The 20855-nt window shown below is 70.9% G+C and carries 20 protein-coding genes and 1 tRNA gene; 13 read left to right on the top strand and 8 right to left on the bottom strand.

Annotated features, from left to right (window positions below; all coding sequences use genetic code 11):
* Nucleotides 1–12 precede the first annotated feature (12 nt).
* The 3 genes from ACZ6S8_RS07305 to ACZ6S8_RS07295 all read right to left on the bottom strand — a co-directional run bounded on the left by ACZ6S8_RS07305 (nucleotide 13) and on the right by ACZ6S8_RS07295 (nucleotide 2092).
* Nucleotides 13–153, bottom strand: coding sequence for an SPW_0924 family protein (locus ACZ6S8_RS07305; RefSeq protein WP_469453293.1), 141 nt, complete (start codon nucleotides 151–153; stop codon nucleotides 13–15).
* Between the two features lie 133 nt (nucleotides 154–286).
* The gene (locus tag ACZ6S8_RS07300) at nucleotides 287–718 is read right to left on the bottom strand and encodes a YebY family protein (protein ID WP_469453292.1); all 432 of its coding nucleotides are present in this window, start codon (nucleotides 716–718) and stop codon (nucleotides 287–289) included.
* A gap of 105 nt (nucleotides 719–823) precedes the next feature.
* The gene (locus tag ACZ6S8_RS07295; RefSeq protein ID WP_469453290.1) at nucleotides 824–2092 is read right to left on the bottom strand and encodes a lytic transglycosylase domain-containing protein; all 1269 of its coding nucleotides are present in this window, start codon (nucleotides 2090–2092) and stop codon (nucleotides 824–826) included.
* A 158-nt stretch (nucleotides 2093–2250) separates the two neighbouring features.
* On the opposite strand from ACZ6S8_RS07295, the gene ACZ6S8_RS07290 reads away from it, so the two are divergent.
* Nucleotides 2251–3234 carry a DUF4184 family protein gene (locus ACZ6S8_RS07290; protein WP_469453288.1) on the top strand — a complete coding sequence of 328 codons (984 nt, stop codon included), beginning with the start codon at nucleotides 2251–2253 and terminating at the stop codon, nucleotides 3232–3234.
* A 31-nt stretch (nucleotides 3235–3265) separates the two neighbouring features.
* Here the strand turns inward: ACZ6S8_RS07290 and polA are convergent, their stop codons facing one another.
* The gene (gene polA / locus ACZ6S8_RS07285; RefSeq protein WP_469453286.1) at nucleotides 3266–5986 is read right to left on the bottom strand and encodes a DNA polymerase I; all 2721 of its coding nucleotides are present in this window, start codon (nucleotides 5984–5986) and stop codon (nucleotides 3266–3268) included.
* 105 nt (nucleotides 5987–6091) lie between these two features.
* Between polA and ACZ6S8_RS07280 the strand changes: the two genes are divergently transcribed.
* From ACZ6S8_RS07280 to ACZ6S8_RS07270, 3 genes are read left to right on the top strand one after another with little or no spacing between them, the layout of a single operon-like run.
* A complete protein-coding gene (locus ACZ6S8_RS07280) occupies nucleotides 6092–8362 on the top strand; it encodes an FdhF/YdeP family oxidoreductase (RefSeq protein ID WP_469453596.1) in 2271 nt (756 codons plus the stop codon).
* 54 nt (nucleotides 8363–8416) lie between these two features.
* Entirely contained in the window at nucleotides 8417–8893 is a 477-nt protein-coding gene (locus ACZ6S8_RS07275; RefSeq protein ID WP_267722266.1) for a PaaI family thioesterase, read from the top strand.
* Nucleotides 8894–8932: 39 nt separating this feature from the next.
* Nucleotides 8933–9349, top strand: coding sequence for a hypothetical protein (locus tag ACZ6S8_RS07270; RefSeq protein ID WP_469453284.1), 417 nt, complete (start codon nucleotides 8933–8935; stop codon nucleotides 9347–9349).
* A gap of 186 nt (nucleotides 9350–9535) precedes the next feature.
* Here ACZ6S8_RS07270 and ACZ6S8_RS07265 read toward each other — a convergent pair whose 3' ends face one another.
* Nucleotides 9536–9733, bottom strand: coding sequence for a hypothetical protein (locus tag ACZ6S8_RS07265; protein WP_469453282.1), 198 nt, complete (start codon nucleotides 9731–9733; stop codon nucleotides 9536–9538).
* Nucleotides 9734–10293: 560 nt separating this feature from the next.
* Here ACZ6S8_RS07265 and ACZ6S8_RS07260 point away from each other — a divergent pair.
* The 5 genes from ACZ6S8_RS07260 (at nucleotide 10294) to ACZ6S8_RS07240 (ending at nucleotide 16077) form a co-directional block, all read left to right on the top strand.
* Nucleotides 10294–11526, top strand: coding sequence for a branched-chain amino acid ABC transporter substrate-binding protein (locus ACZ6S8_RS07260; protein WP_469453281.1), 1233 nt, complete (start codon nucleotides 10294–10296; stop codon nucleotides 11524–11526).
* A gap of 116 nt (nucleotides 11527–11642) precedes the next feature.
* Nucleotides 11643–12572 (top strand): branched-chain amino acid ABC transporter permease, encoded by a 930-nt coding sequence (locus ACZ6S8_RS07255; protein WP_267722258.1) that lies wholly within the window; start codon nucleotides 11643–11645, stop codon nucleotides 12570–12572.
* Between the two features lie 5 nt (nucleotides 12573–12577).
* Entirely contained in the window at nucleotides 12578–14398 is a 1821-nt protein-coding gene (locus ACZ6S8_RS07250; RefSeq protein WP_469453280.1) for a branched-chain amino acid ABC transporter permease, read from the top strand.
* A 3-nt stretch (nucleotides 14399–14401) separates the two neighbouring features.
* Complete coding sequence (locus ACZ6S8_RS07245) at nucleotides 14402–15364, top strand: ABC transporter ATP-binding protein (RefSeq protein ID WP_469453279.1); 963 nt, start codon at nucleotides 14402–14404, stop codon at nucleotides 15362–15364.
* Complete coding sequence (locus ACZ6S8_RS07240) at nucleotides 15361–16077, top strand: ABC transporter ATP-binding protein (protein ID WP_267722255.1); 717 nt, start codon at nucleotides 15361–15363, stop codon at nucleotides 16075–16077. The genes ACZ6S8_RS07245 and ACZ6S8_RS07240 overlap by 4 nt, the downstream gene beginning before the upstream one ends.
* Before the next feature lie 95 nt (nucleotides 16078–16172).
* Here the strand turns inward: ACZ6S8_RS07240 and ACZ6S8_RS07235 are convergent, their stop codons facing one another.
* Nucleotides 16173–16850 carry an ANTAR domain-containing response regulator gene (locus ACZ6S8_RS07235; RefSeq protein ID WP_469453277.1) on the bottom strand — a complete coding sequence of 226 codons (678 nt, stop codon included), beginning with the start codon at nucleotides 16848–16850 and terminating at the stop codon, nucleotides 16173–16175.
* 74 nt (nucleotides 16851–16924) lie between these two features.
* Here ACZ6S8_RS07235 and ACZ6S8_RS07230 point away from each other — a divergent pair.
* From ACZ6S8_RS07230 to ACZ6S8_RS07220, 3 genes are all read left to right on the top strand, one after another.
* A tRNA-Leu gene (locus ACZ6S8_RS07230) sits at nucleotides 16925–16998 on the top strand.
* Between the two features lie 108 nt (nucleotides 16999–17106).
* Complete coding sequence (locus ACZ6S8_RS07225) at nucleotides 17107–17865, top strand: transcriptional regulator (RefSeq protein ID WP_469453275.1); 759 nt, start codon at nucleotides 17107–17109, stop codon at nucleotides 17863–17865.
* Nucleotides 17866–17917: 52 nt separating this feature from the next.
* On the top strand, nucleotides 17918–18421 hold the full coding sequence (locus tag ACZ6S8_RS07220; RefSeq protein WP_469453274.1) for an FBP domain-containing protein: 504 nt from the start codon (nucleotides 17918–17920) through the stop codon (nucleotides 18419–18421).
* Between the two features lie 3 nt (nucleotides 18422–18424).
* Here ACZ6S8_RS07220 and ACZ6S8_RS07215 read toward each other — a convergent pair whose 3' ends face one another.
* Nucleotides 18425–18883 carry a MarR family transcriptional regulator gene (locus ACZ6S8_RS07215; protein ID WP_469453272.1) on the bottom strand — a complete coding sequence of 153 codons (459 nt, stop codon included), beginning with the start codon at nucleotides 18881–18883 and terminating at the stop codon, nucleotides 18425–18427.
* 70 nt (nucleotides 18884–18953) lie between these two features.
* Here ACZ6S8_RS07215 and ACZ6S8_RS07210 point away from each other — a divergent pair, with 70 nt between their 5' ends.
* Nucleotides 18954–19205: an EF-hand domain-containing protein gene (locus ACZ6S8_RS07210; protein WP_386521767.1), complete on the top strand. Its 252-nt coding sequence runs from the start codon at nucleotides 18954–18956 to the stop codon at nucleotides 19203–19205.
* Between the two features lie 86 nt (nucleotides 19206–19291).
* On the opposite strand, the gene pyk is transcribed toward ACZ6S8_RS07210, so the two are convergent.
* Nucleotides 19292–20719 (bottom strand): pyruvate kinase, encoded by a 1428-nt coding sequence (pyk, locus tag ACZ6S8_RS07205; RefSeq protein ID WP_469453270.1) that lies wholly within the window; start codon nucleotides 20717–20719, stop codon nucleotides 19292–19294.
* Nucleotides 20720–20855: the final 136 nt, after the last annotated feature.

Below are 20855 nucleotides of genomic sequence, written 5' to 3'. Positions count from 1 at the left end.
CCGGGCCCTCCTCTACTTTCCGGGCGCGGGGGGCGCGGTGGTGAGCAGGGGTCTGGGGGAGGTCTTGCCCTCGGGCGCCCCGAGCGCCGTGACGGCGAGGACGAGGAGCACCGCGAGGACGAGCCCGCTGGCGGCGGCGACGAACGGACGCATGCCGGGCCTCCGGAATCTGATAGGGCGTCAGGGCGGAGGCACCGTAGCAATGCGGGGACGAGATGAGAACCGTCTGGGCCCGGGATCCCGGAAACACCCCTGACCTGCGACACCGAACCCCGGGGGCGGGGGCTCAGCACAGCTCGGCCCCCGCCTTCATCACCTCGTCGGTGCTGATCTTCACCCCGGGCCCGAGAACGGGGTCGTCGGCCCGGAGGTCGTCGGGGAACGGGTAGCCGCGGGTCTGGGCGGATCCGCTCAGGCCGTACTCGACACCGTTCGCCTCGAAGGTCACCAGCGTGTCTTCACGGCACCGCAGGACACCGGCGGGCACGGTGAACGGCCAGGTGGTGAAGGCCCACGACCGGACGACCTTGCCGGAGCGCTTGAGGGGCGTGGCGTCGCCGGGGTCGTCGCCGGGCGTTTCGGGGCCTCCCGCGAAGAGGCTGGCCACCAGGCCGACGGCGATGCCCAGGGCCACCAGCGCGCCGAGCAGTGTCAGGCAGGCGCTCCCGGGTGACGCGCCTGCGTCCCGTTCCTGCTCTTCACCCTGTTCCTCGCCCATGCCGCTCCTCGCCCGGGCTCGACAGGCTAGGGCGGCGGGCGTGCGCCCGGGGCCGCTTGGCCCGCGGCTTCCACCGATCGGGTGGCGGGGCGGTGAGGGGTACGGCTACGGCGTCGGCGTGGGGGTCGGGGTGGCCGGGCGCGTGGTGGCGGGGGAAGCGGACGGGGAGGGAGACGCGGACGTCGTCGCTCCGGGCTTCGGGGACGCGGCGGGCTTCGGCGTCGGCGTCGGCTTGGCGGGGGACGGGCTTGCCGTCGGGGTCGGGGTCGGTGTCGGAGTGGGCGTCGGGGTCGGAGTGGGCGTGGGCGTGGGCGTCGGGGTCGGGGTCGGCGTCGGAGTGGGAGTGGGGGTCGGCGTCGGTTTGGGGGGCTGCGTCGGGGTCGGCGTCGGTTTGGGGGGCTGGGTCGGGCTCGGCGTCGGAGTGGCGGTCGGGCCGGGGTGCGGGCCCGGCTTCGGCTGCGCGGCCGGGGCCGCCGGGCCGGTGCCCGTGCCGGGGCCGGTGCCCGTGCCCGTGCCGTCCGGGACCGCGTGCGTCCCCTGCAGGTAGTACGTGAACCAGGACCGCACCGTCCGCAGGTACTCGGTGGACTGGTTGTACGAGAGCACCGCCCGGTCGAGGTCCGCCGCCACCCGCAGGTCCCGCGTGCCGGCGCACAGGTAGCGGCCCGCCGCGAGCGCCGCGTCGTGCACGTTGTTCGGGTTGCGCCGGCCGTCGCCGTCCGCGTCCTGGCCCCAGGCCGCCCAGGTGGAGGGGATGAACTGCATCGGTCCGACCGCCCGGTCGTACCGGGCGTCGCCGTCGTATGCCCCGCCGTCCGTGTCCGGGATGTTCGCGAAGCCGTTGCCGTCGAGCACCGGCCCCAGGATCGGCCGCAGCGTCGTTCCTGCCGCGTCGACCCGGCCACCGCGCGCCTGCCCCGACTCGACCCTGCCGATCGCCGCGAGGAGCTGCCAGCGCAGCCCGCACCCGGGGTCGCTCCGCCCCACCGTGCGCTCCGCGTTCCGGTACGCGGCGAGGACGCTCGCCGGTATCCCCTGCGCGCCCGACCCGGTGGCCAACGGCTCCGCGCCCCCGGTCGCCGCCGCGCCCTGCCCGGCCGGGGCCGCGGCGTCCGCCGGCGCCGCGTCCGCGGGCGGTACGGCGGGCAGCGGCTCGGGGCCGATCAGCGGGGGCAGTTCGGTGGAGTAGGAGGAGTCGCCGCCGGAGTCCGTCTCCGGAGCGGACCGCGCACTGTCCTTCCCGGCTGCCGCGACACGGTCCGTGCCGCCCGCACCGGGCCCCTGGGAGGCCGTCACCGCGGCGACCACCAGAGCGGAGACCAGGGCGGCGGCGCCGCCCCTGCGCAGCCTGCGTCCGAATATTCGAGCCGACATGAGCCGGACCCCTCCCCCTCGACGTCCGCGTGACCCTATGTCAGTTCGCTGCACAGGGCACGCACCGCGGTACGGAACTTCACCGGATCCCCACGTCCCTGCGCAGCTCACGCATACTGTCCGGACCCTTCGGGCCGCATTGGCCCGAAGTAGCCGAAGTGGCCGAAGCGGCAGAGGTGAAGGCCGTCCACGGCCCCGACTCCCCTGCGCACCGCACCCCGCACCCCCGCACCCCGAGAAGAGGCGCCATGCCGTTCACCCTCAGCCACGCGGCCGCCGTCCTGCCGGCCGTCCGCCGGACCGGCCGGGCGCGCGGCCCGCTCGTGGCCTCGGCGCTGGTCCTCGGCTCGTTCGCGCCGGACACCTTCTACTTCGCGGACGCGGTCGTCGGGGGCGTCATGTCGTACGGCTCCTTCACCCACACACTGACGGGCGTGCTCACCGCGGACGCGGTCCTCACCGCGGTCCTCGCGGCGGGCTGGCTGCTGATGCGCGAGCCGCTGGTCGCGCTCCTCCCCCGCGGGCAGCGGGGCCGGGTGTACGCCTTCCTGCGGGGTGAGCGGTGGCGCGGCCGCCAACTGCCTTTGCTCGCCGTCTGGTTCTACCTCTCGGCGGTCGTCGGCTCCCTCACCCACGTGGTGTGGGACAGCTTCACCCACCTGGACCGGTGGGGCACCGACGCACTGCCCGCGCTCGGCGAGCCGGCCGCGTTCGGCCTGCCCCTCTACTCGTACCTGCAGTACGGCAGTTCGGCGGCCGCCGCCTGTGTCCTGCTCTGGTTCACGGCGACCGCGCTGCGCCGGATCCCGGCCGCTCCGGCCCCGGCGTCCGTGCCGGTGCTGACCCGCGCCGAGACCGTGGCCGCGCTCGCGCTGGTCGTGGTGTGCGTGGCGGCGGGGGTCACGGTGCGCGTGGTCCGCTTCTTCACGTTCTTCGACCGCGTCGGCCACCCGCTCGACCTCGTGCCGACCGTCTGTTTCGGCGCGGGCGGCGGGCTCGCCGTGGCCCTGCTGCTGTACGGGGTCCTCGTCCGGCTGCGGCACCGCCACGACCGTACGGCGCAGGGCGCGGACCCGGGCTCCGACACCGACGCCGGCACCGGCACCGGCGCGGACGCGCGAACGCCCGTCCCCAGCGCGTAGCGGGGACGGGCGCTCCACTCCCGGCGGGAGGTCAGTGCGCGGCGGACTCCCAGTCGGGGCCCACGCCCACGGACACGTCCAGCTCGGCCCGCAGCTCGGCGGCGGCGCCCATCTCGCGGCGCACCAGCTCCTCGACCCGCTCCCGCTCGCCCGGGGCGATCTCCAGCACGATTTCGTCGTGGACCTGGAGGAGCATCCGCGACGACAGCCCGGCCTCGGCGATCGCCTTGTCCACGCGCAGCATGGCGACCTTGACGATGTCGGCCGCGGTGCCCTGGATCGGGGCGTTCAGCGCCATCCGCTCGGCGGCCTCGCGGCGCTGGCGGTTGTCGCTGTTGAGGTCGGGCAGGTACCGGCGGCGGCCGAAGACGGTCGCCGTGTACCCGGTGGCACGGGCTTCGTCGACGACGCGCTGGAGGTACTCGCGGACCCCGCCGAACCGCTCGAAGAAGGTCTCCATCAGGCCGCGCGCCTCGGCGGGCTCGATGTTCAGCTGCTGGGCCAGGCCGAAGGCGGACAGCCCGTACGCCAGCCCGTACGACATGGCCTTGATCTTGCGGCGCATCTCCGCGTCGACCTGGGACCGCTCCACCGCGAACACCTGGGAGGCAACGGTGGTGTGCAGGTCCTCGCCGGTGGCGAAGGCCTCGATCAGGCCCGCGTCCTCGGAGAGGTGGGCCATGACGCGCAGCTCGATCTGGCTGTAGTCGGCGGTCATGAGGGACTCGAAGCCCTCGCCGACGACGAATCCGCGGCGGATGGCGCGGCCCTCGTCGGTGCGCACCGGCACGTTCTGCAGGTTCGGGTCGGTGGAGGAGAGGCGTCCGGTCGCGGCGACGGTCTGGCTGAAGCTGGTGTGCACCCGGCCGTCGGCGGCGACGGCCTTGACCAGGCCCTCGACGGTGACGCGCAGCTTGGCCTGCTCGCGGTGGCGCAGCATGATGACCGGCAGCTCGTGGTCGGTCTGGGTGGCGAGCCAGGCGAGGGCGTCGGCGTCCGTGGTGTAGCCGGTCTTGGTCTTCTTGGTCTTCGGCAGGTCCAGCTCGCCGAAGAAGACCTCCTGGAGCTGCTTGGGCGAGCCGAGGTTGAACTCGTGGCCGACCGCGCCGTGCGCCTCCTTCACCGCCTGCTGGACCGCGCCGGCGAACTGCTGCTCCATGGCGTCCAGGTGGTCGCGGTCGGCGGCGATGCCGGCCCGCTCCATCCGGGCGAGCAGTTCGGACGTCGGGAGTTCCATGTCGTGGAGCAGCTCGGTCGCGCCCACCTCGTCGAGCTTGCCGGTGAAGGCGTCGCCCAGGTCGAGGACCGCGCGGGCCTGCGCCATGAGCGCGTCCGCCTCGGCGGTGTCGTCGGCGCCGAAGGCGAGCTGGCCGTCCGCGGCGGCGGGGGCCAGCTCGCGGTGCAGGTATTCGTTGGACAGGGCGTCCAGGGCGAAGGAGCGGCGGCCGGGCTTGACCAGGTAGGCGGCGAGGGCCGTGTCCATGGTGACCCCGGCGAGGGTCCAGCCGTGTTCGGGGAAGACCCGCATGAGGCCCTTGGCGTTGTGCACGACCTTGGGCTTGGCCGGGTCCGCGGCCCAGGCCGCGAAGGCCCGCTCGTCGGCCTCGTCCACCGCGTGCGGTTCGAACCAGCCGGCCGCGCCGTCCGCCGCGGCGAGCGCGATCTCGGTGACCTTGCCCGCGCCGAGGTTCCAGCTGTCGACGGTGGCCACGCCCAGCGGTCCGCCCGCGTGGGCCTCCAGCCAGGGGGCGAGCTCGCCCGCGCCCAGGACGGAGCCGTCCAGCTCCACGGCGGGCGCCGGGGCCGGGGCCTCCTCCTCGGCGGTGCCGGGGTCCACGGCGAGCAGCCGCTCGCGCAGCGAGGCGTTGCGGATCTCCAGCACGTCCAGGACGCCGAGCATCCCGGCGCGGTCGTACGGGAGGCGGGTCAGGTCGGCGGGGGTCTTGGGCAGCTCCACGTCCTTGACCATCTCGGTCAGGACGCGGTTGAGCTTGACGGCCTCCAGGTGGTCCCGGAAGTTCTGTCCGGCCTTGCCCTTGACTTCCTCGGCGCGCTCGACGAGTTCCTTGAACGACCCGAACTGGGTGATCCACTTGGCGGCGGTCTTCTCGCCGACGCCGGGGATGCCGGGCAGGTTGTCGGACGGGTCGCCGCGCAGCGCCGCGAAGTCCGGGTACTGCTGGGGAGTGAGGCCGTACTTCTCCTCGACCTTCTCCGGGGTGAACCGGGTGAGCTCGGAGACGCCCTTGGTCGGGTACAGCACGGTGGTGTGCTCGGACACCAGCTGGAAGGAGTCGCGGTCGCCGGTGACGATCAGCACGTCGAAGCCGAGGGCCTCCGCCTGCGTGGCCAGCGTCGCGATCACGTCGTCGGCCTCGAAGCCGTCGACGGCGAACCGCGGCACGTTCATCGTGTCGAGGAGCTCGCCGATCAGCTCGACCTGCCCCTTGAACTCGTCGGGCGTCTTGGAGCGGTTCGCCTTGTACTCGGGGAACTCCGTCGAGCGCCACGTCTTGCGGGACACGTCGAAGGCGACCGCGAAGTGCGTGGGCGCCTCGTCGCGCAGCGTGTTCGCCAGCATCGACGCGAAGCCGTAGATCGCGTTGGTCGGCTGGCCCGTCGCGGTCGTGAAGTTCTCCGCGGGCAGCGCGAAGAACGCCCGGTACGCCAGGGAGTGCCCGTCCATGAGCATCAGGCGGGGGCGGTCCGCCGCGGTCGTCTGGTCCGTCTTCTGCGCTGCTGTCTCTGCCACGCCCCCGATCCTAGGCGCCCCCGCTGACAATTCCGGCGTCGGCGATGTCGGAGGTCCGTGACAGGATCGTTCGTGTACGCGCACAACTGCTCGAAGGGGAGCGACATGGCCACCAAGCCGCCAGCAGGTGATCCGGTACAGGACGCGCCGCAGGTCGCGCCCCCTCAGCACGCCGCGGCGGGGCTGCCGGCGATCGGGCACACCCTGCGGATCGCGCAGCAGCAGATGGGCCTCGCCCGTACCGCCCGCACCCTCCTCAAGGTCAACCAGAAGAACGGCTTCGACTGCCCCGGCTGCGCCTGGCCCGAGGGCGACGAACGGCACACCGCCGAGTTCTGCGAGAACGGGGCCAAGGCCGTCGCGGAGGAGGCCACGCTGCGCCGGGTCACCCCGGCGTTCTTCGCCGCGCACCCCGTCGCCGAGCTGGCCGAGCGCTCGGGGTACTGGCTGGGGCAGCAGGGCCGGATCACCGAGCCGGTGTACCTGCCGCCGGGCGGCGACCGGTACGAGGCGGTGTCCTGGGAGCGCGCCTTCGCGATCATCGCCGAGGAGCTGCGCGGGCTCGCCTCCCCCGACGAGGCCGTCTTCTACACCTCGGGCCGCACCAGCAACGAGGCCGCGTTCCTCTTCCAGCTCTTCGTCCGCGAGTACGGCACGAACAACCTGCCCGACTGCTCCAACATGTGTCACGAGTCCTCGGGCTCCGCGCTGAACGAGACGATCGGCATCGGCAAGGGCAGCGTCTCCCTGGAGGACCTGCACCAGGCCGATCTGATCATCGTGGCCGGTCAGAACCCGGGCACCAACCACCCCCGCATGCTGTCCGCGCTGGAGCGGGCCAAGTCGGCCGGCGCGAAGATCATCTCGGTGAATCCGCTGCCCGAGGCCGGGATGGAGCGGTTCAAGAACCCGCAGACCCCGCTCGGCATGCTCAAGGGCACCGCCCTGAACGACCTGTTCCTGCAGATCCGCATCGGCGGCGACCAGGCCCTCTTCCGGCTGCTGAACAAGCTGGTCATCGAGGCGGGCGGAGCCACCGACGAGGCCTTCATCGGCGAACACACCCACGGTTACGAGGAGTTCGCCGCGGCCGCCGCGGAGACCGACTGGGACGAGACCCTCGCCGCGACCGGCCTGACCCGGCCGGAGATCGAGCGCGCCCTCGCCATGGTCCTGGCCTCCGAGCGGACCATCGTCTGCTGGGCCATGGGGCTCACCCAGCACAAGCACTCCGTCGCCACCATCCGCGAGGTCGTCAACCTGCTCCTGCTGCGCGGGAACATCGGCCGGCCCGGCGCCGGGGTCTGCCCGGTCCGCGGCCACTCCAACGTCCAGGGCGACCGCACCATGGGCATCTTCGAGCGCCCCGCCCCCGCCTTCCTCGACGCCCTCGACCGCGAGTTCGCGATCACCTCTCCGCGCGCCCACGGCTTCGACGTGGTCCGGTCCATCCAGGCCCTGAGGGACGGCGAGGCCAAGGTCTTCTTCGCCATGGGCGGCAACTTCGTCGGCGCGACCCCCGACACCGAGGTCACCGAGGCCGCGGTCCGCCGCGCCTCGCTCACCGTGCACGTCTCCACCAAGCTCAACCGCTCCCACGCGGTGACCGGTCGCCGCGCCCTGATCCTGCCCACCCTGGGCCGCACCGACAAGGACGTCCAGGCCTCGGGACGGCAGTTCGTGACCGTCGAGGACTCCATGGGCATGGTCCACTCCTCGCGCGGCAACCTCGCCCCCGCCGGCCCGCACCTGCTCTCCGAGCCCGCGATCGTGGCGCGCATGGCCCGCGCGGTCCTCGGCGGGGCGTCGAAGACCCCGTGGGAGGAGTTCGAGCGGGACTACTCCGCCATCCGCGACCGGATCTCCCGCGTGGTCCCCGGCTTCGAGGACTTCAACGCCCGCGTCGCCCGCCCGGGCGGCTTCACGCTGCCGCACGCCCCCCGCGACGAGCGCCGCTTCCCGACCGCGACGGGCAAGGCGAACTTCACCGCGGCCCCCGTCGAGTACCCGCGGGTGCCGGCCGGGCGGCTGCTCCTGCAGACCCTGCGCAGCCACGACCAGTACAACACCACGATCTACGGCCTCGACGACCGCTACCGCGGCATCACCGGCGGCCGCCGCGTCGTCATGGTCAACCCCGAGGACGCGGCCGAGCTCGGACTCGCCGACGGCGCGTACACCGACCTGGTGAGCGAGTGGAGGGACGGGGTGGAGCGGCGCGCGCCCGGCTTCCGCGTCGTGCACTACCCGACCGCCCGGGGCTGCGCGGCCGCCTACTACCCCGAGACCAACGTGCTGGTCCCCCTGGACTCCACCGCGGACACCAGCAACACCCCCGCGAGCAAGTCCGTCGTCGTCCGCTTCGAACCGGCCTGATAGAACGACCTCAGGACAAGCAGGTCAACGAGCGTTGAGAGACGGAGCCGGCCCATGGGCGAGCAGCACACCGTGAAGTTCCCGCAGGAGGTCCTCGACGAGTACGCGGCCCTGGGCATCGACCTGCCCACGCTGTTCTCGGCCGGGCACCTCGGCGAGCGGATGGACATCCGCATCCTGGAGGCCTCCGCCGAGCGCGTCGTGGCCACGATGCCGGTCGAGGGCAACACCCAGCCGTACGGGCTCCTGCACGGCGGGGCGTCGGCCGTGCTCGCCGAGACCCTCGGCTCCGTCGGCGCGATGATGCACGGCGGCATCAACAAGATCGCGGTGGGGGTGGACCTGAACTGCACCCACCACCGCGGCGCCCGGTCCGGCCTGGTCACCGGCGTCGCGACCCCGGTCCACCGGGGCCGTTCCACCACCACCTACGAGATCGTCATCAGCGACGACCAGGACCGCCGCGTCTGCACCGCCCGGCTGACCTGTCTGCTGCGCGACGCGAACCCGCAACACCCCGGCAACGCCTGACCGTTGTCACCCCCGGCCCACCGGTCTAGCGTGCCTCGCATGGGTACGGGACCGATGCCGGGCAGCGCCCGGGCGACGGGCGCGGCGACGCTGATCGCCGCGCTCGCCCTGGGCTGCTCCGGGGCCGGCGGCCCGTCCGGCGCGCCCGCCCCCGCGCCCGGGACGCCCGCCCCGCACACCACCTCCCCCGCCGAGCTGTGCACCGCCCTGATCACCCGCTGGAGCGGCGTCCTGCTCGACGCCGGGGAGGGCCGGGACGCCGTCGGGCTCGACTACCAGGCCATGGGGCTGTCCGGCGCCCAGTACGAGATCCTGCGCGCGGTCACCGCCGCCGCCCGCGCCGAGCGGCGGACCGCGGGCCCGGCCGCCGGGCACGCCCTCGCCGCCCGGGAAGCGCGGGCCCGCTGCACCGAGCGCCATCGCTCCGGCGCCCCGACCGACGGCCCCTGGCAGTGAGCCGCCCGGGCGCCGCGGGCGGCCCCCGATGAGCGGCGTCGGCCCCGTGGAGCCCGGCGAGGGCACCAGCGGCCTCGAACGCCCGCCGGCCCGGCCCCGGCCGCTCCCGGCACGGGCGGCCCGGCACCGCCGTGTCCTGGTGGCCGCGGCCGCGGCGGCCGCGCTGGCCGGCGGGGGCGGGTACCTCTACGCCGCCCGCCCGCGGCCGCCCGCGCCGGTGGCGGCGGAGCCTCCCGCGCCGTCCCAGGTGGTCTCGTTCGCGTACGGGCACCCCGTGGACCCGGCCGAGGCGGGCAGCGCCTTCGCCTTCACCGTCCGCGTCGCCGCCGCGTCGGGGCCGCCGGTGACCGTCGAGCGGATCACCCAGCCGTCGCGGGCGCTCACCGTCGTTTCCCGGCCACGGCCGCCGCTCGTCGTCGCCGCGGGCGAGGCCCGTGACCTGGTGATCGAGATTCGGGCCGTCGACTGCGTGCATGTAGCACGGAATTCAGGGCTTCCCTTTCTTGAGGTAACTCTGAGCAATCGGGGCCAGAAAGAAGAGCACGGTTACATCCTGGGTGACCGTTATGCGCGCGATCTCTCCGACGCTCTGACCAGGGCTTGTCCCGAAGATCGAGATGCAGTGACCCCCGGCGCGTCATGAGCAAAACCCCCAACACTCCTGCGCCGTCAGGACTCAAACCACCTGACAGTCCTGCCGCATCTCAGCATGCGGACAAGACGAACCGACCGGAATTCCCCCGTTCCACCCCCAGAGATCCGCTATGTATTACGCCGTGGCATAACAAGAGAGTCACATCATTGGCCTGAGCCCTCCATATCGGCCTATCAGCCGCCTAGAGTCACGGCCAGTCACCGCGACCACCGGATTTCCTTCAGTTCGGTTTCCCGCGATACGACTCGGCGCGTCCCACGGGGGACGCTGTGCCTGGAAAGGACTGATCGTGCGTCATCGTTCGCTCATTGCCGTGACGGCCGCGCTTGCCGCGGGTGCCCTCACTCTCACCGCCTGTGGTTCGCGCGACGACAAGGGTGGTAACGACGCCGGCGGCGGCGACACCACGGTCGTCATCGGCGTCGACGCCCCGCTCACCGGCGACCTGTCGGCCCTCGGCCTCGGCATCCGCAACTCCGTCGACCTGGCCGTCCGCCAGGCCAACGAGAAGAAGTACGTCAAGGGCGTCACCTTCAAGATCGAGGCGCTCGACGACCAGGCCCAGGCCTCGTCCGGCCAGCAGAACGCCACGAAGCTGACCGCCAACAAGGACGTCCTCGGCGTCGTCGGCCCCCTGAACTCCTCGGTCTCCGAGTCGATGCAGAAGGTCTTCGACGACGCCAAGCTCGTCCAGATCTCCCCGGCCAACACCAGCCCGTCCCTGTCCCAGGGACCGAAGTGGGCGACCGGCGAGAAGGTCCGCACCTACAAGAGCTACTTCCGCACCGCCACCACGGACGCCATCCAGGGCCCGTTCGCGGCGCAGTACCTCTTCAACAAGGCGGGCAAGAAGAAGGTCTTCATCATCGATGACAAGAAGACCTACGGCGCCGGCCTCGCCGGAACCTTCAAGGGCGAGTTCACCAAGCTCGGCGGCGCCGTCGCAGGCGAGGGCCACATCGACCCGGAGAGCAAGGACTTCTCCGCGATCGTGACCCAGGTCAAGAGCTCCGGCGCCGACGTCGTCTACTACGGCGGCGAGTACCCCGCGGCCGGCCCGCTCAGCAAGCAGATCAAGGCCTCCGGCACCAACATCCCGCTCGTCGGCGGCGACGGCATCTACGACAAGAAGTTCGTCGAGCTCGCGGGTGAAGGCGCCGTCGGCGACCTCTCCACCTCCGTCGGCGCACCGGTCGAGAGCCTGCCCTCCGCCAAGGAGTTCGTCGCCAACTACGAGAAGGCCGGCTTCAAGGAGCCGTTCGCTGCCTACGGCGGCTACTCGTACGACTCCGCCTGGGCCATCATCGAGGGCATCAAGGCCGTCGTCGACGGCAACGGCGGCAAGCTGCCCACCGACGCCCGCGCCAAGGTCCTCGACGCCGTCCAGAAGGTCTCCTTCGACGGCGTGACCGGCAAGGTCTCCTTCGACGAGTTCGGTGACGCCACCAACAAGCAGCTCACCGTCTACAAGGTCGAGGGCGGCGACTGGAAGTCCGTCGAGTCCGGCACCTTCGGCGGCTGACCTCCACCAGCTAGCGGACCACGTCCCCTGGCGCCCACCACACCTGCCGCGCGGGGCGCGCACACCACAGCGCCCCGCGCGGTGTCACATCCGTCGAAAGACTCGGAGGACCTGCGGTGCACGAACTGCCGCAACAGCTGGTCAACGGCCTGCTACTGGGATCCATGTACGGGCTCGTCGCCATCGGCTACACGATGGTCTATGGCATTGTCCAGCTCATCAACTTCGCCCACGGCGAGATCTTCATGACCGGCGGCTTCGGAGCCCTCACGGTCTGGATGATGCTCCCCTCGGGCTCGACCATGTGGGTCGCGCTGCCCCTGATGCTCATAGGCGCGGTCTTCGTGGCCACCACCATCGCAGTCGCCGCGGAACGCTTCGCCTACCGCCCACTGCGCAACGCTCCGCGCCTCGCACCGCTCATCACCGCCATCGGGCTCTCCATCGCCCTCCAGCAGGCGGTATGGGCCTGGTACCCGGGCGCGACGAGCTCGCTCGTCTTCCCCGAGATCCCCGGCGGACCCTTCCACCTCGGAAGCATCACCATCCAGACCGGTGACATCTTCCTCCTGATCGCCGCCCCCATCTCCATGGCCTTCCTCGGCTTCTTCGTTAAGAAGACCCGCACCGGCCGCGGCATGCAGGCCACCGCGCAGGACCCCGACACCGCGAAGCTGATGGGCGTCAACACCGACCGCATCATCACCACCGCGTTCGCCCTCGGCGCCGTCTTCGCCGCCGTCGGAGCCGTCGCCTACGGCCTCAAGTACGGCGAGGTCAACTTCAAGATGGGCTTCCTCCTCGGCCTCAAGGCGTTCACCGCCGCCGTCCTCGGAGGAATCGGCAACATCTACGGCGCCATGGTCGGCGGCCTCGTCCTCGGCCTCGCCGAGACCCTGACCACCGTCTACGTCGCCGAAATCCCCGGCCTCGAACAGCTCGGTGGACAGTCCTGGGGCAACACCTGGGCGTTCGTACTTCTCATCCTCGTGCTCCTCTTCCGGCCGCAGGGCCTGCTGGGCCAGCGCGTGGCGGACAGGGTGTGAGATCCATGACGACGACCATCACCGCGGACACCGCGAAGACCACCCCCGCACCGGACAAGGGCTTCATCCCCCTCCCCGAGAAGACGGCCCGCGCCCTCGCCACCACCGGCGGCGCACTCACCGTGCTCTCCGCCTTCCTCGCCTGGACCTGGACCTCCGCCTTCCCCGGCGACCTCACCGTCTACGGCTACCCCGGCGGACTCCAGTGGCTCGCCCTCATCGGCGGCGCCCTCACCACCGCCTTCGGCCTCGCCTCCTACGGCGTCAAGGGCTTCCGCTGGCTCGCACCCTCCGGAGCCGACGCAGCGATCAAGCTCTCCGCCCTCGCCGCATTCACCGTCGTCTGGTACACCGTCATCGCCATCGTGGTGAGCCTCGGTGCGATCGTCGACCTCGAACCCGGCGCCGGCATCGCCGCCCTCGTCAGCCTCCTCGCCGTCATCGGAGCCTTCGCCCTGCCCTTCGAGCGCCCCTCGCTCGAAGGACCGGACCCCGACGACACCGGCTGGGACAAGTTCAAGCACGAAGCCGGCAACAAGTGGACGACCGTCAAGGCCTCCTTCGCCTCCGGCCCCGCCACCCCCGCCCGCACCCTGCCCGCCTGGGCCGAGATCCTGCTGATCGCCGCCGTCCTCGGACTCGGCCTCACCGTCTTCACCTACGGCATCACCACCCCGTACCAGGAACTCTTCATCGGCTTCCTCCTCGTCACGGGCTTCGGCGCCGCCGCGCTCAACAAGGCCGGCCTCATGAGCCGCGTCACCACCCTCACCGGCCGCCACCGCAACGTCGCCCTCGTCGGCGCCTTCGCCGCCGCGGCCGCCTTCCCCCTCACCCAGACCGACGACCAGTACGCGAACCTCGGGGTCAACATCCTGATCTTCGCCACCGTCGCCCTCGGCCTGAACATCGTCGTCGGCCTCACCGGCCTCCTCGACCTCGGATACGTCGCCTTCCTCGGAGTCGGCGCCTACACCGCGGCCCTGGTCTCCGGCTCCCCGAACTCCCCGTTCGGCGTGCAGCTCCCCTTCTGGGCCGCACTCCTCGCCGGCGCCGCCGCCTCGATGATCTTCGGCGTCCTCATCGGCGCCCCGACCCTGCGCCTGCGCGGCGACTACCTCGCCATCGTGACGCTCGGCTTCGGAGAGATCTTCCGCATCTCCATGAACAACCTCGACGGCGTCTCCGGCCCCGACGTCACCAACGGGCCCAACGGCGTCGCCAACATCCCCAACATCAACCTCTTCGGGTTCGACTTCGGGGCAGCACACACCATCGCCGGCTTCACCATCGGCCGCTTCGCGAACTACTTCCTGCTGATGCTGCTGATCACGCTCATCGTGGTCCTCGTGTTCCGCCGCAGCGCGGAATCCCGCATCGGCCGCGCCTGGGTCGCCATCCGCGAAGACGAGACCGCCGCCGAAGCCATGGGCATCAACGGCTTCCGCGTCAAGCTCATCGCCTTCGCCCTCGGCGCCACCCTCGCCGGCCTCGCCGGCGTCGTCCAGGCACACGTCCAGTACACGGTCACCCCCGACCAGTACCAGTTCGCCAACGCCGTACCGCCGAACTCCGCCTTCCTGCTCGCCGCAGTCGTCCTCGGCGGCATGGGCACCATCGCCGGACCGCTCGTCGGCGGATCACTCCTCTTCCTGATCCCCAACAAGCTCCAGTTCCTCGGCGAATACCAGCTCCTCGTCTTCGGCTTCGCACTCATCGTCCTCATGCGACTGCGCCCCGAAGGCCTCATCCCCAACCGCCGCAACCAGCTCGAACTCCACCCCGAGGCTGCGGCTCCGACGGTCCTCGGCAAGGCAGGGGTCTGACCCATGACGACCACCACCACCGCCCCCAGCACGGCGGAGACCGTCCTCGACGCACGCGGCGTCACGATGCGCTTCGGCGGCCTCACCGCCGTCCGCAACGTCGACCTGACCGTCCGCAGCGGCGAGATCGTCGGACTCATCGGCCCCAACGGCGCCGGCAAGACCACCTTCTTCAACTGCCTCACCGGCCTCTACATCCCCACCGAGGGCGAAGTCCGGTACAAGGGCACGGTCCTGCCGCCCAAGTCCTACAAGGTCACCGCCGCCGGCGTCGCCCGCACCTTCCAGAACATCCGTCTCTTCAACAACATGACGGTCCTGGAAAACGTGCTCGTCGGCCGCCACACCCGCACCAAGGAGGGCCTCTGGTCCGCCCTGCTGCGCCTCCCCGGCTTCCACCGGGAGGAAAAGGCCAGCCGCGACAAGGCCATGGAACTCCTGGAGTTCATCGGCCTCGACAGCAAGGCCGAACACCTCGCCCGCAACCTCCCCTACGGCGACCAGCGCAAGCTGGAGATCGCCCGCGCTCTCGCCAGCGACCCCGGCCTCATCCTCCTGGACGAGCCCACCGCCGGCATGAACCCGCAGGAGACCCGGACCACCGAAGAACTCATCTTCGCCATCCGGGACAAGGGCATCGCCGTCCTCGTCATCGAGCACGACATGCGCTTCATCTTCAACCTCTGCGACCGGGTGGCCTGCCTCGTCCAGGGCGAGAAGCTCATCGAGGGCACCGCCAGCGAGGTCCAGGGCGACGAGCGCGTCGTCGCCGCCTACCTCGGCGAACCCTTCGAGGGCGCCCCCGGCGCCGAAGAGGTCGCCGAGGTCGAGGCCGCCGAGATCGAGGCCGCCGAGGCCGTCGCCGCGGACCCCGAAGCCGCCGAGGCCCAGGCCGCGGAGACCGACACCCCGGAGACCGAGGCCGAGGCGCACAGCACCACCAGCACGGACGGAGAGGCCAAGTGACCGCACTCCTCGAGGTCGAGGACCTCCGCGTCGCCTACGGCAAGATCGAAGCCGTCAAAGGCATCTCGTTCAGCGTCGACGCCGGCCAGATCGTCACCCTCATCGGCACCAACGGCGCCGGCAAGACGACCACGCTGCGCACCCTCTCGGGCCTGATCAAGCCGCGCGGCGGCCAGATCAAGTTCAACGGGAAGTCGCTGAAGAAGGTGCCCGCGCACGACATCGTCGCGCTCGGACTCGCCCACTCCCCCGAGGGGCGGCACATCTTCCCGCGCATGACGATCGAGGACAACCTCCTCCTGGGCGCCTTCCTCCGCAAGGACAAGGAAGGCATCCAGCAGGACGTCCAGCGCGCCTACGACCTCTTCCCCATCCTGGGAGAGCGTCGCAAGCAGGCGGCCGGCACCCTGTCCGGCGGCGAACAGCAGATGCTGGCCATGGGCCGTGCGCTCATGTCCCGGCCGAAGCTGCTGATGCTGGACGAGCCCTCGATGGGCCTCTCGCCGATCATGATGCAGAAGATCATGGCGACCATCGCCGAGCTCAAGGCACAGGGCACCACCATCCTGCTGGTCGAGCAGAACGCCCAGGCGGCGCTCTCGCTGGCCGACCAGGGCCACGTGATGGAGATCGGCAACGTGGTCCTCTCGGGCCCGGGCCGCGAGCTCCTGGTCAACGAGGACGTCCGCAAGGCGTACCTCGGCGAGGACTGAGAAACGCCTGAGGCCCGCCTCCCCTCGGGGGAGGCGGGCCTCAGGCATGCCCGGGGCGCGGCGGGCGCGCGGTGCGCGGCGCCCGCCGCGGGGGTTCAGCCCTTGGCCGCGTTCTTCTTCTCCTCGGCGTCCTCGATGACCGCCTCGGCGACCTGCTGCATGGACATGCGGCGGTCCATGGAGGTCTTCTGGATCCAGCGGAAGGCGGCCGGCTCGGTGAGGCCGTACTGGGTCTGCAGGATGCTCTTGGCCCGGTCGACGAGCTTGCGGGTCTCCAGCCGGAGGGAGAGGTCGGCGACCTCCTTCTCCAGCGCCTTCAGCTCGGCGAAGCGGGACACGGCCATCTCGATGGCCGGCACGACGTCGCTCTTGCTGAACGGCTTCACGAGGTACGCCATGGCCCCGGCGTCACGGGCGCGCTCGACGAGGTCGCGCTGCGAGAACGCGGTGAGCATGAGCACGGGGGCGATGGACTCCGCGCCGATCTTCTCGGCGGCGGAGATCCCGTCCAGGACGGGCATCTTCACGTCGAGGATGACGAGGTCGGGACGGTGCTCGCGGGCGAGCTCGACGGCCGTCTGCCCGTCGCCGGCCTCGCCGACGACGGAGTACCCCTCCTCTTCGAGCATCTCCTTGAGGTCGAGACGGATGAGCGCCTCGTCCTCGGCGATGACGACGCGGGTCGTCAGCGGCGGAACGTGCGACTGGTCGGCGTCGGGCGTGGGCGTCGACTCGTGCTCGGCGGTCACGGGGGGCTCCTCTTTGCGGGGCATAACAGCTCCCCCGAGCCTACCCAGCTCCTGTAAGGTGGCGTCACGCAGGGTTCACGCAATCCTTCGTTTCGTAGGCCCCAGTACTCCAACGGTTAGAGAGGCCGCTCTCAAACAGCGGACAGTGTGGGTTCGAATCCCACCTGGGGCACCTTTCCTTAGTTTCCAAGGTCACGCCGACGCAGCTGGCCTCCCGCTTTCGGGGGAATTTGCCGGAACGCGCATGCGCTGCTGAGCAATCTTGCGCAGAGTCGCCCGCATGTACGATCTGGCAACCCGGCGCCACGCATTGCGCCTTCTCGAGACCGGGCGGAGCCTCAATTCCGTCAGCAAGGCGACCGGGATATCCCGGTCCGCGATTCGCGCCTGGTGCGTACGCATCGATCCGCTGCCCCGCCTCAACCAGGCGGCACCCTGCACGGGCCCAGCCGACCCGGCCGCGTACGCCTATCTACTCGGCCTCTACCTGGGCGACGGCTGCATCAGTCCCCACCCGCGCGGCGGCCACTACCTACGCATCGTGTGCGCCGACGCCTGGCCCGGGCTGATCGAGGAGTGTCGTACAGCGATCCTCGCGGTCCGCCCGGCCGACAAGGTGTGCGTCGTGCAGCGCCAGGGCTGCGTCGCCGTCGCGAGCTACGGGCGGCACTGGACGTGCCTGTTCCCGCAGCACGGGCCCGGCAAGAAGCACGACCGGCTCATCGCCCTCGAAGGCTGGCAGCAGGAGGTCGTCGACGCTCACCCCTGGGAGTTCCTCCGGGGGCTCATCCACTCCGACGGGTGCCGGACCACGAACTGGACCACCCGCCTCGTCGGCGGTGTCCGGAAGCGGTACGAGTACCCGCGGTACTTCTTCACCAACAAGTCCGACGACATCCGCAGGCTCTGCACCGACACCCTCACCCGCGTCGGCGTGCGGTGGACGGTGTTGGCGCGGGGCAGCGACCCGTTCAACGTGTCGATCGCGCGGAAGGAATCCGTCGCCCTCATGGACCTGCACATCGGGCCGAAGCACTGACCCGGGGATATTGATGTGCGGGCCATCCATGGTGGCCGTAGAGTCGACGCCCGTGGAAGCGCTCTCCGAAAAACAGATCCGCTCGTCCTTCGTGAACTGCACCAAGGGCGAGGCGTCGCGGCTGAGACTGCCGCTCGACTTCGCCGAACTGCCCTGGCAGGACCTGGACTTCCTCGGGTGGGTGGATCCGGGGGCGCCCCTGCGGGCGCACCTGGTGCTGCCCCGGGAGGCGGGCCCGCTGGGGATCTCGCTGCGGGTGCCCTCCGTGGGGCGGACGAGCGCGATGAAGTCCAGCCTGTGCCAGATCTGCCTGACGGGGCACGCCTCGTCCGGGGTCACCCTGCTCGCCGCCCCGCTGGCGGGGGCCCGGGGCCGTGAGGGGAACACGGTGGGCACGTACTTCTGCGCGGACCTCGCCTGTTCCCTGTACGTGCGCAGGAAGCGGCAGCCGAAGCTGCGTACGACGCGGTACGAGGAGTCCCTGACAGTGGACGAGCGGATCGCGCGGCTGGCGGGCAACCTGGATGCTTTCGCGGACAAGGTCGCGGCCGGCTGAGCGTTACGGGAGGTTGCCGTCGCCGCCCAGGTTGGCGACGGTGCGGCGCAGGACGTCGATGGTGTGGGCGTAGGCGGCGTCGTCGATGCCCTCGCGCATGCGGGCGTGGACGAGGGCGGCGTGGTCCTTGGCGCGGGCGCGTCCCGCTTCACCGGCTTCGGTGAGGGTCAGGGTGCCGTCGGCGGCCTCGGTGGTCCAGCCGCGGGCGGCGAGGTCGGCGTGGACGGCTTCGAAGTCGGTGTCCTGGTCGTCGTAGGGCGCGAGCTTGTCGGTGAGGGCGGCGCGCTGCCAGGTTCCGGGGGCGCCGGCGATGTGGTTGAGGATCCACCAGTGGGGCTGGGTGAGGTTTTCCTCGGCGAGGGCGGTGCGGATGGAGCCGATGACCAGGCCGGCGGCGGTGCGGGTCCAGTGGCCGAGGGGCTGGGCGGCGAGTTGCTGCTGTGTGTAGTCCTTGATCGTCATGCCGTGAACGTACGACCTCGACGTAGGTTGAGGTCAAGGTTTTGGTGACGGAGACGAAGGGGACCGCGTGATGAGTGAGAAGGCCCGGAAGCTGTTCGAGGCGCTGGATCTGGACGCGAACGGGGAGTTGACCCGTGTCGAGGTGATCTCGGCGTTGCGCTCGAAGGGGCCGACGCTGGCGGCTCGGGGGGATCTGCCGTTCTGGGGTGTGGGGGATGCGGACGCGTCGTCGGCGTTGTTCGACGCGGCGGATCAGAACGGGGATGCGGTGTTGTCGTTCGAGGAGTTCGCGGCCGTGGTGGACCGGCGGTTCGGCTGGTAGGGGCTGTCCACGGGCGTGCGGCGCGGTGGGTGCCGGGTGCCGCGTCGGGTGGGTGCCCGACGCGGCGTCGGCGGACGCGCGGCGGTTCAGTGGACGGCGTCGCCGATGTGGTGGATGCGGACGAGGTTGGTCGATCCGGTGACGCCGGGGGGTGAGCCGGCGGTGATGACGACGACGTCGCCGGGGACGCAGCGGCCGATGCGCAGGAGTTCTTCCTCGACTTGGGCGACCATCGCGTCGGTGGAGTCGACGTGGGGGCCGAGGAAGGTTTCGACTCCCCAGGTGAGGTTGAGCTGGGAGCGGGTGGCGGGGTCGGGGGTGAAGGCGAGGAGCGGGATGGGCGAGCGGTAGCGGGAGAGGCGCCGGACGGTGTCGCCGCTCTGGGTGAAGGCGACGAGGAACTTCGCGTCGAGGAAGTCGCCCATTTCGGCGGCGGCGCGGGCGACGGCTCCGCCCTGGGTGCGGGGTTTGTTGCGGTCGGTGAGGGGCGGGAGGCCCTTGGTGAGGATGTCTTCTTCGGCGGCTTCGACGATGCGGGACATCGTGCGGACCGTTTCGATGGGGTATTTGCCGACGCTGGTCTCGCCGGAGAGCATCACGGCGTCGGTGCCGTCGATGACGGCGTTGGCGACGTCGGAGGCTTCGGCGCGGGTGGGCCGGGAGTTTTCGATCATCGAGTCGAGCATCTGGGTGGCGACGATGACGGGCTTGGCGTTGCGCTTGGCGAGTTTGACGGCGCGCTTCTGGACGATCGGGACCTGTTCCAGGGGCATTTCGACGCCGAGGTCGCCGCGGGCGACCATGATGCCGTCGAAGGCGGCGACGATGTCGTCGATGTTCTCGACGGCCTGGGGCTTTTCGACTTTGGCGATGACGGGGAGGCGGTGGCCTTCCTCGTCCATGATGCGGTGGACGTCTTCGATGTCGCGGCCGCTGCGGACGAAGGACAGGGCGATGACGTCGGCGCCGATGCGCAGGGCCCAGCGGAGGTCGTCGATGTCCTTCTCGGAGAGGGCGGGGACGGATACGGCGACGCCGGGGAGGTTGAGTCCCTTGTGGTCGGAGACCATGCCGCCTTCGATGACGGTGGTGTGGACGCGGGGGCCGTCGACGGCGGTGACTTCGAGGGTGACGCGGCCGTCGTCGACGAGGATGCGCTCCCCGGTGGTGACGTCGGCGTTGAGGCCCTTGTAGGTGGTGCCGCAGGTGTGGCGGTCGCCTTCGAGGTCTTCGACGGTGATGGTGAACTCGTCACCGCGTTCAAGGAGTACGGGGCCTTCGCGGAAGCGACCGAGGCGGATCTTCGGACCTTGAAGGTCGGCGAGGATGCCGACGCTGCGGCCGGTCTCGTCGGAGGCCTTGCGTACGCGCTGGTAGCGCTCCTCGTGTTCGGCGTAGGTGCCGTGGCTGAGGTTGAAGCGGGCGATGTCCATTCCGGCTTCGACCAGGGCTTTGATCTGGTCGTATGAGTCGGTGGCGGGGCCCAGGGTACATACGATTTTCGCTCGGCGCATGAGGCGAGCGTATTCCCCTACCAACGGGTAGGTAATCGCTTCCAGGTGTCCACTCAACAACCTTTGGGAAAAAGGTTGTTGACAACTGTTGAATGTGCATGGGGGTGCTCTGATGAGCACCCCCATGGCGTGTTTT

The sequence above is a fragment of the Streptomyces sp. NPDC048461 genome (genome assembly GCF_055587105.1).
This window is presented reverse-complemented; position numbering and strand designations above follow the sequence as displayed.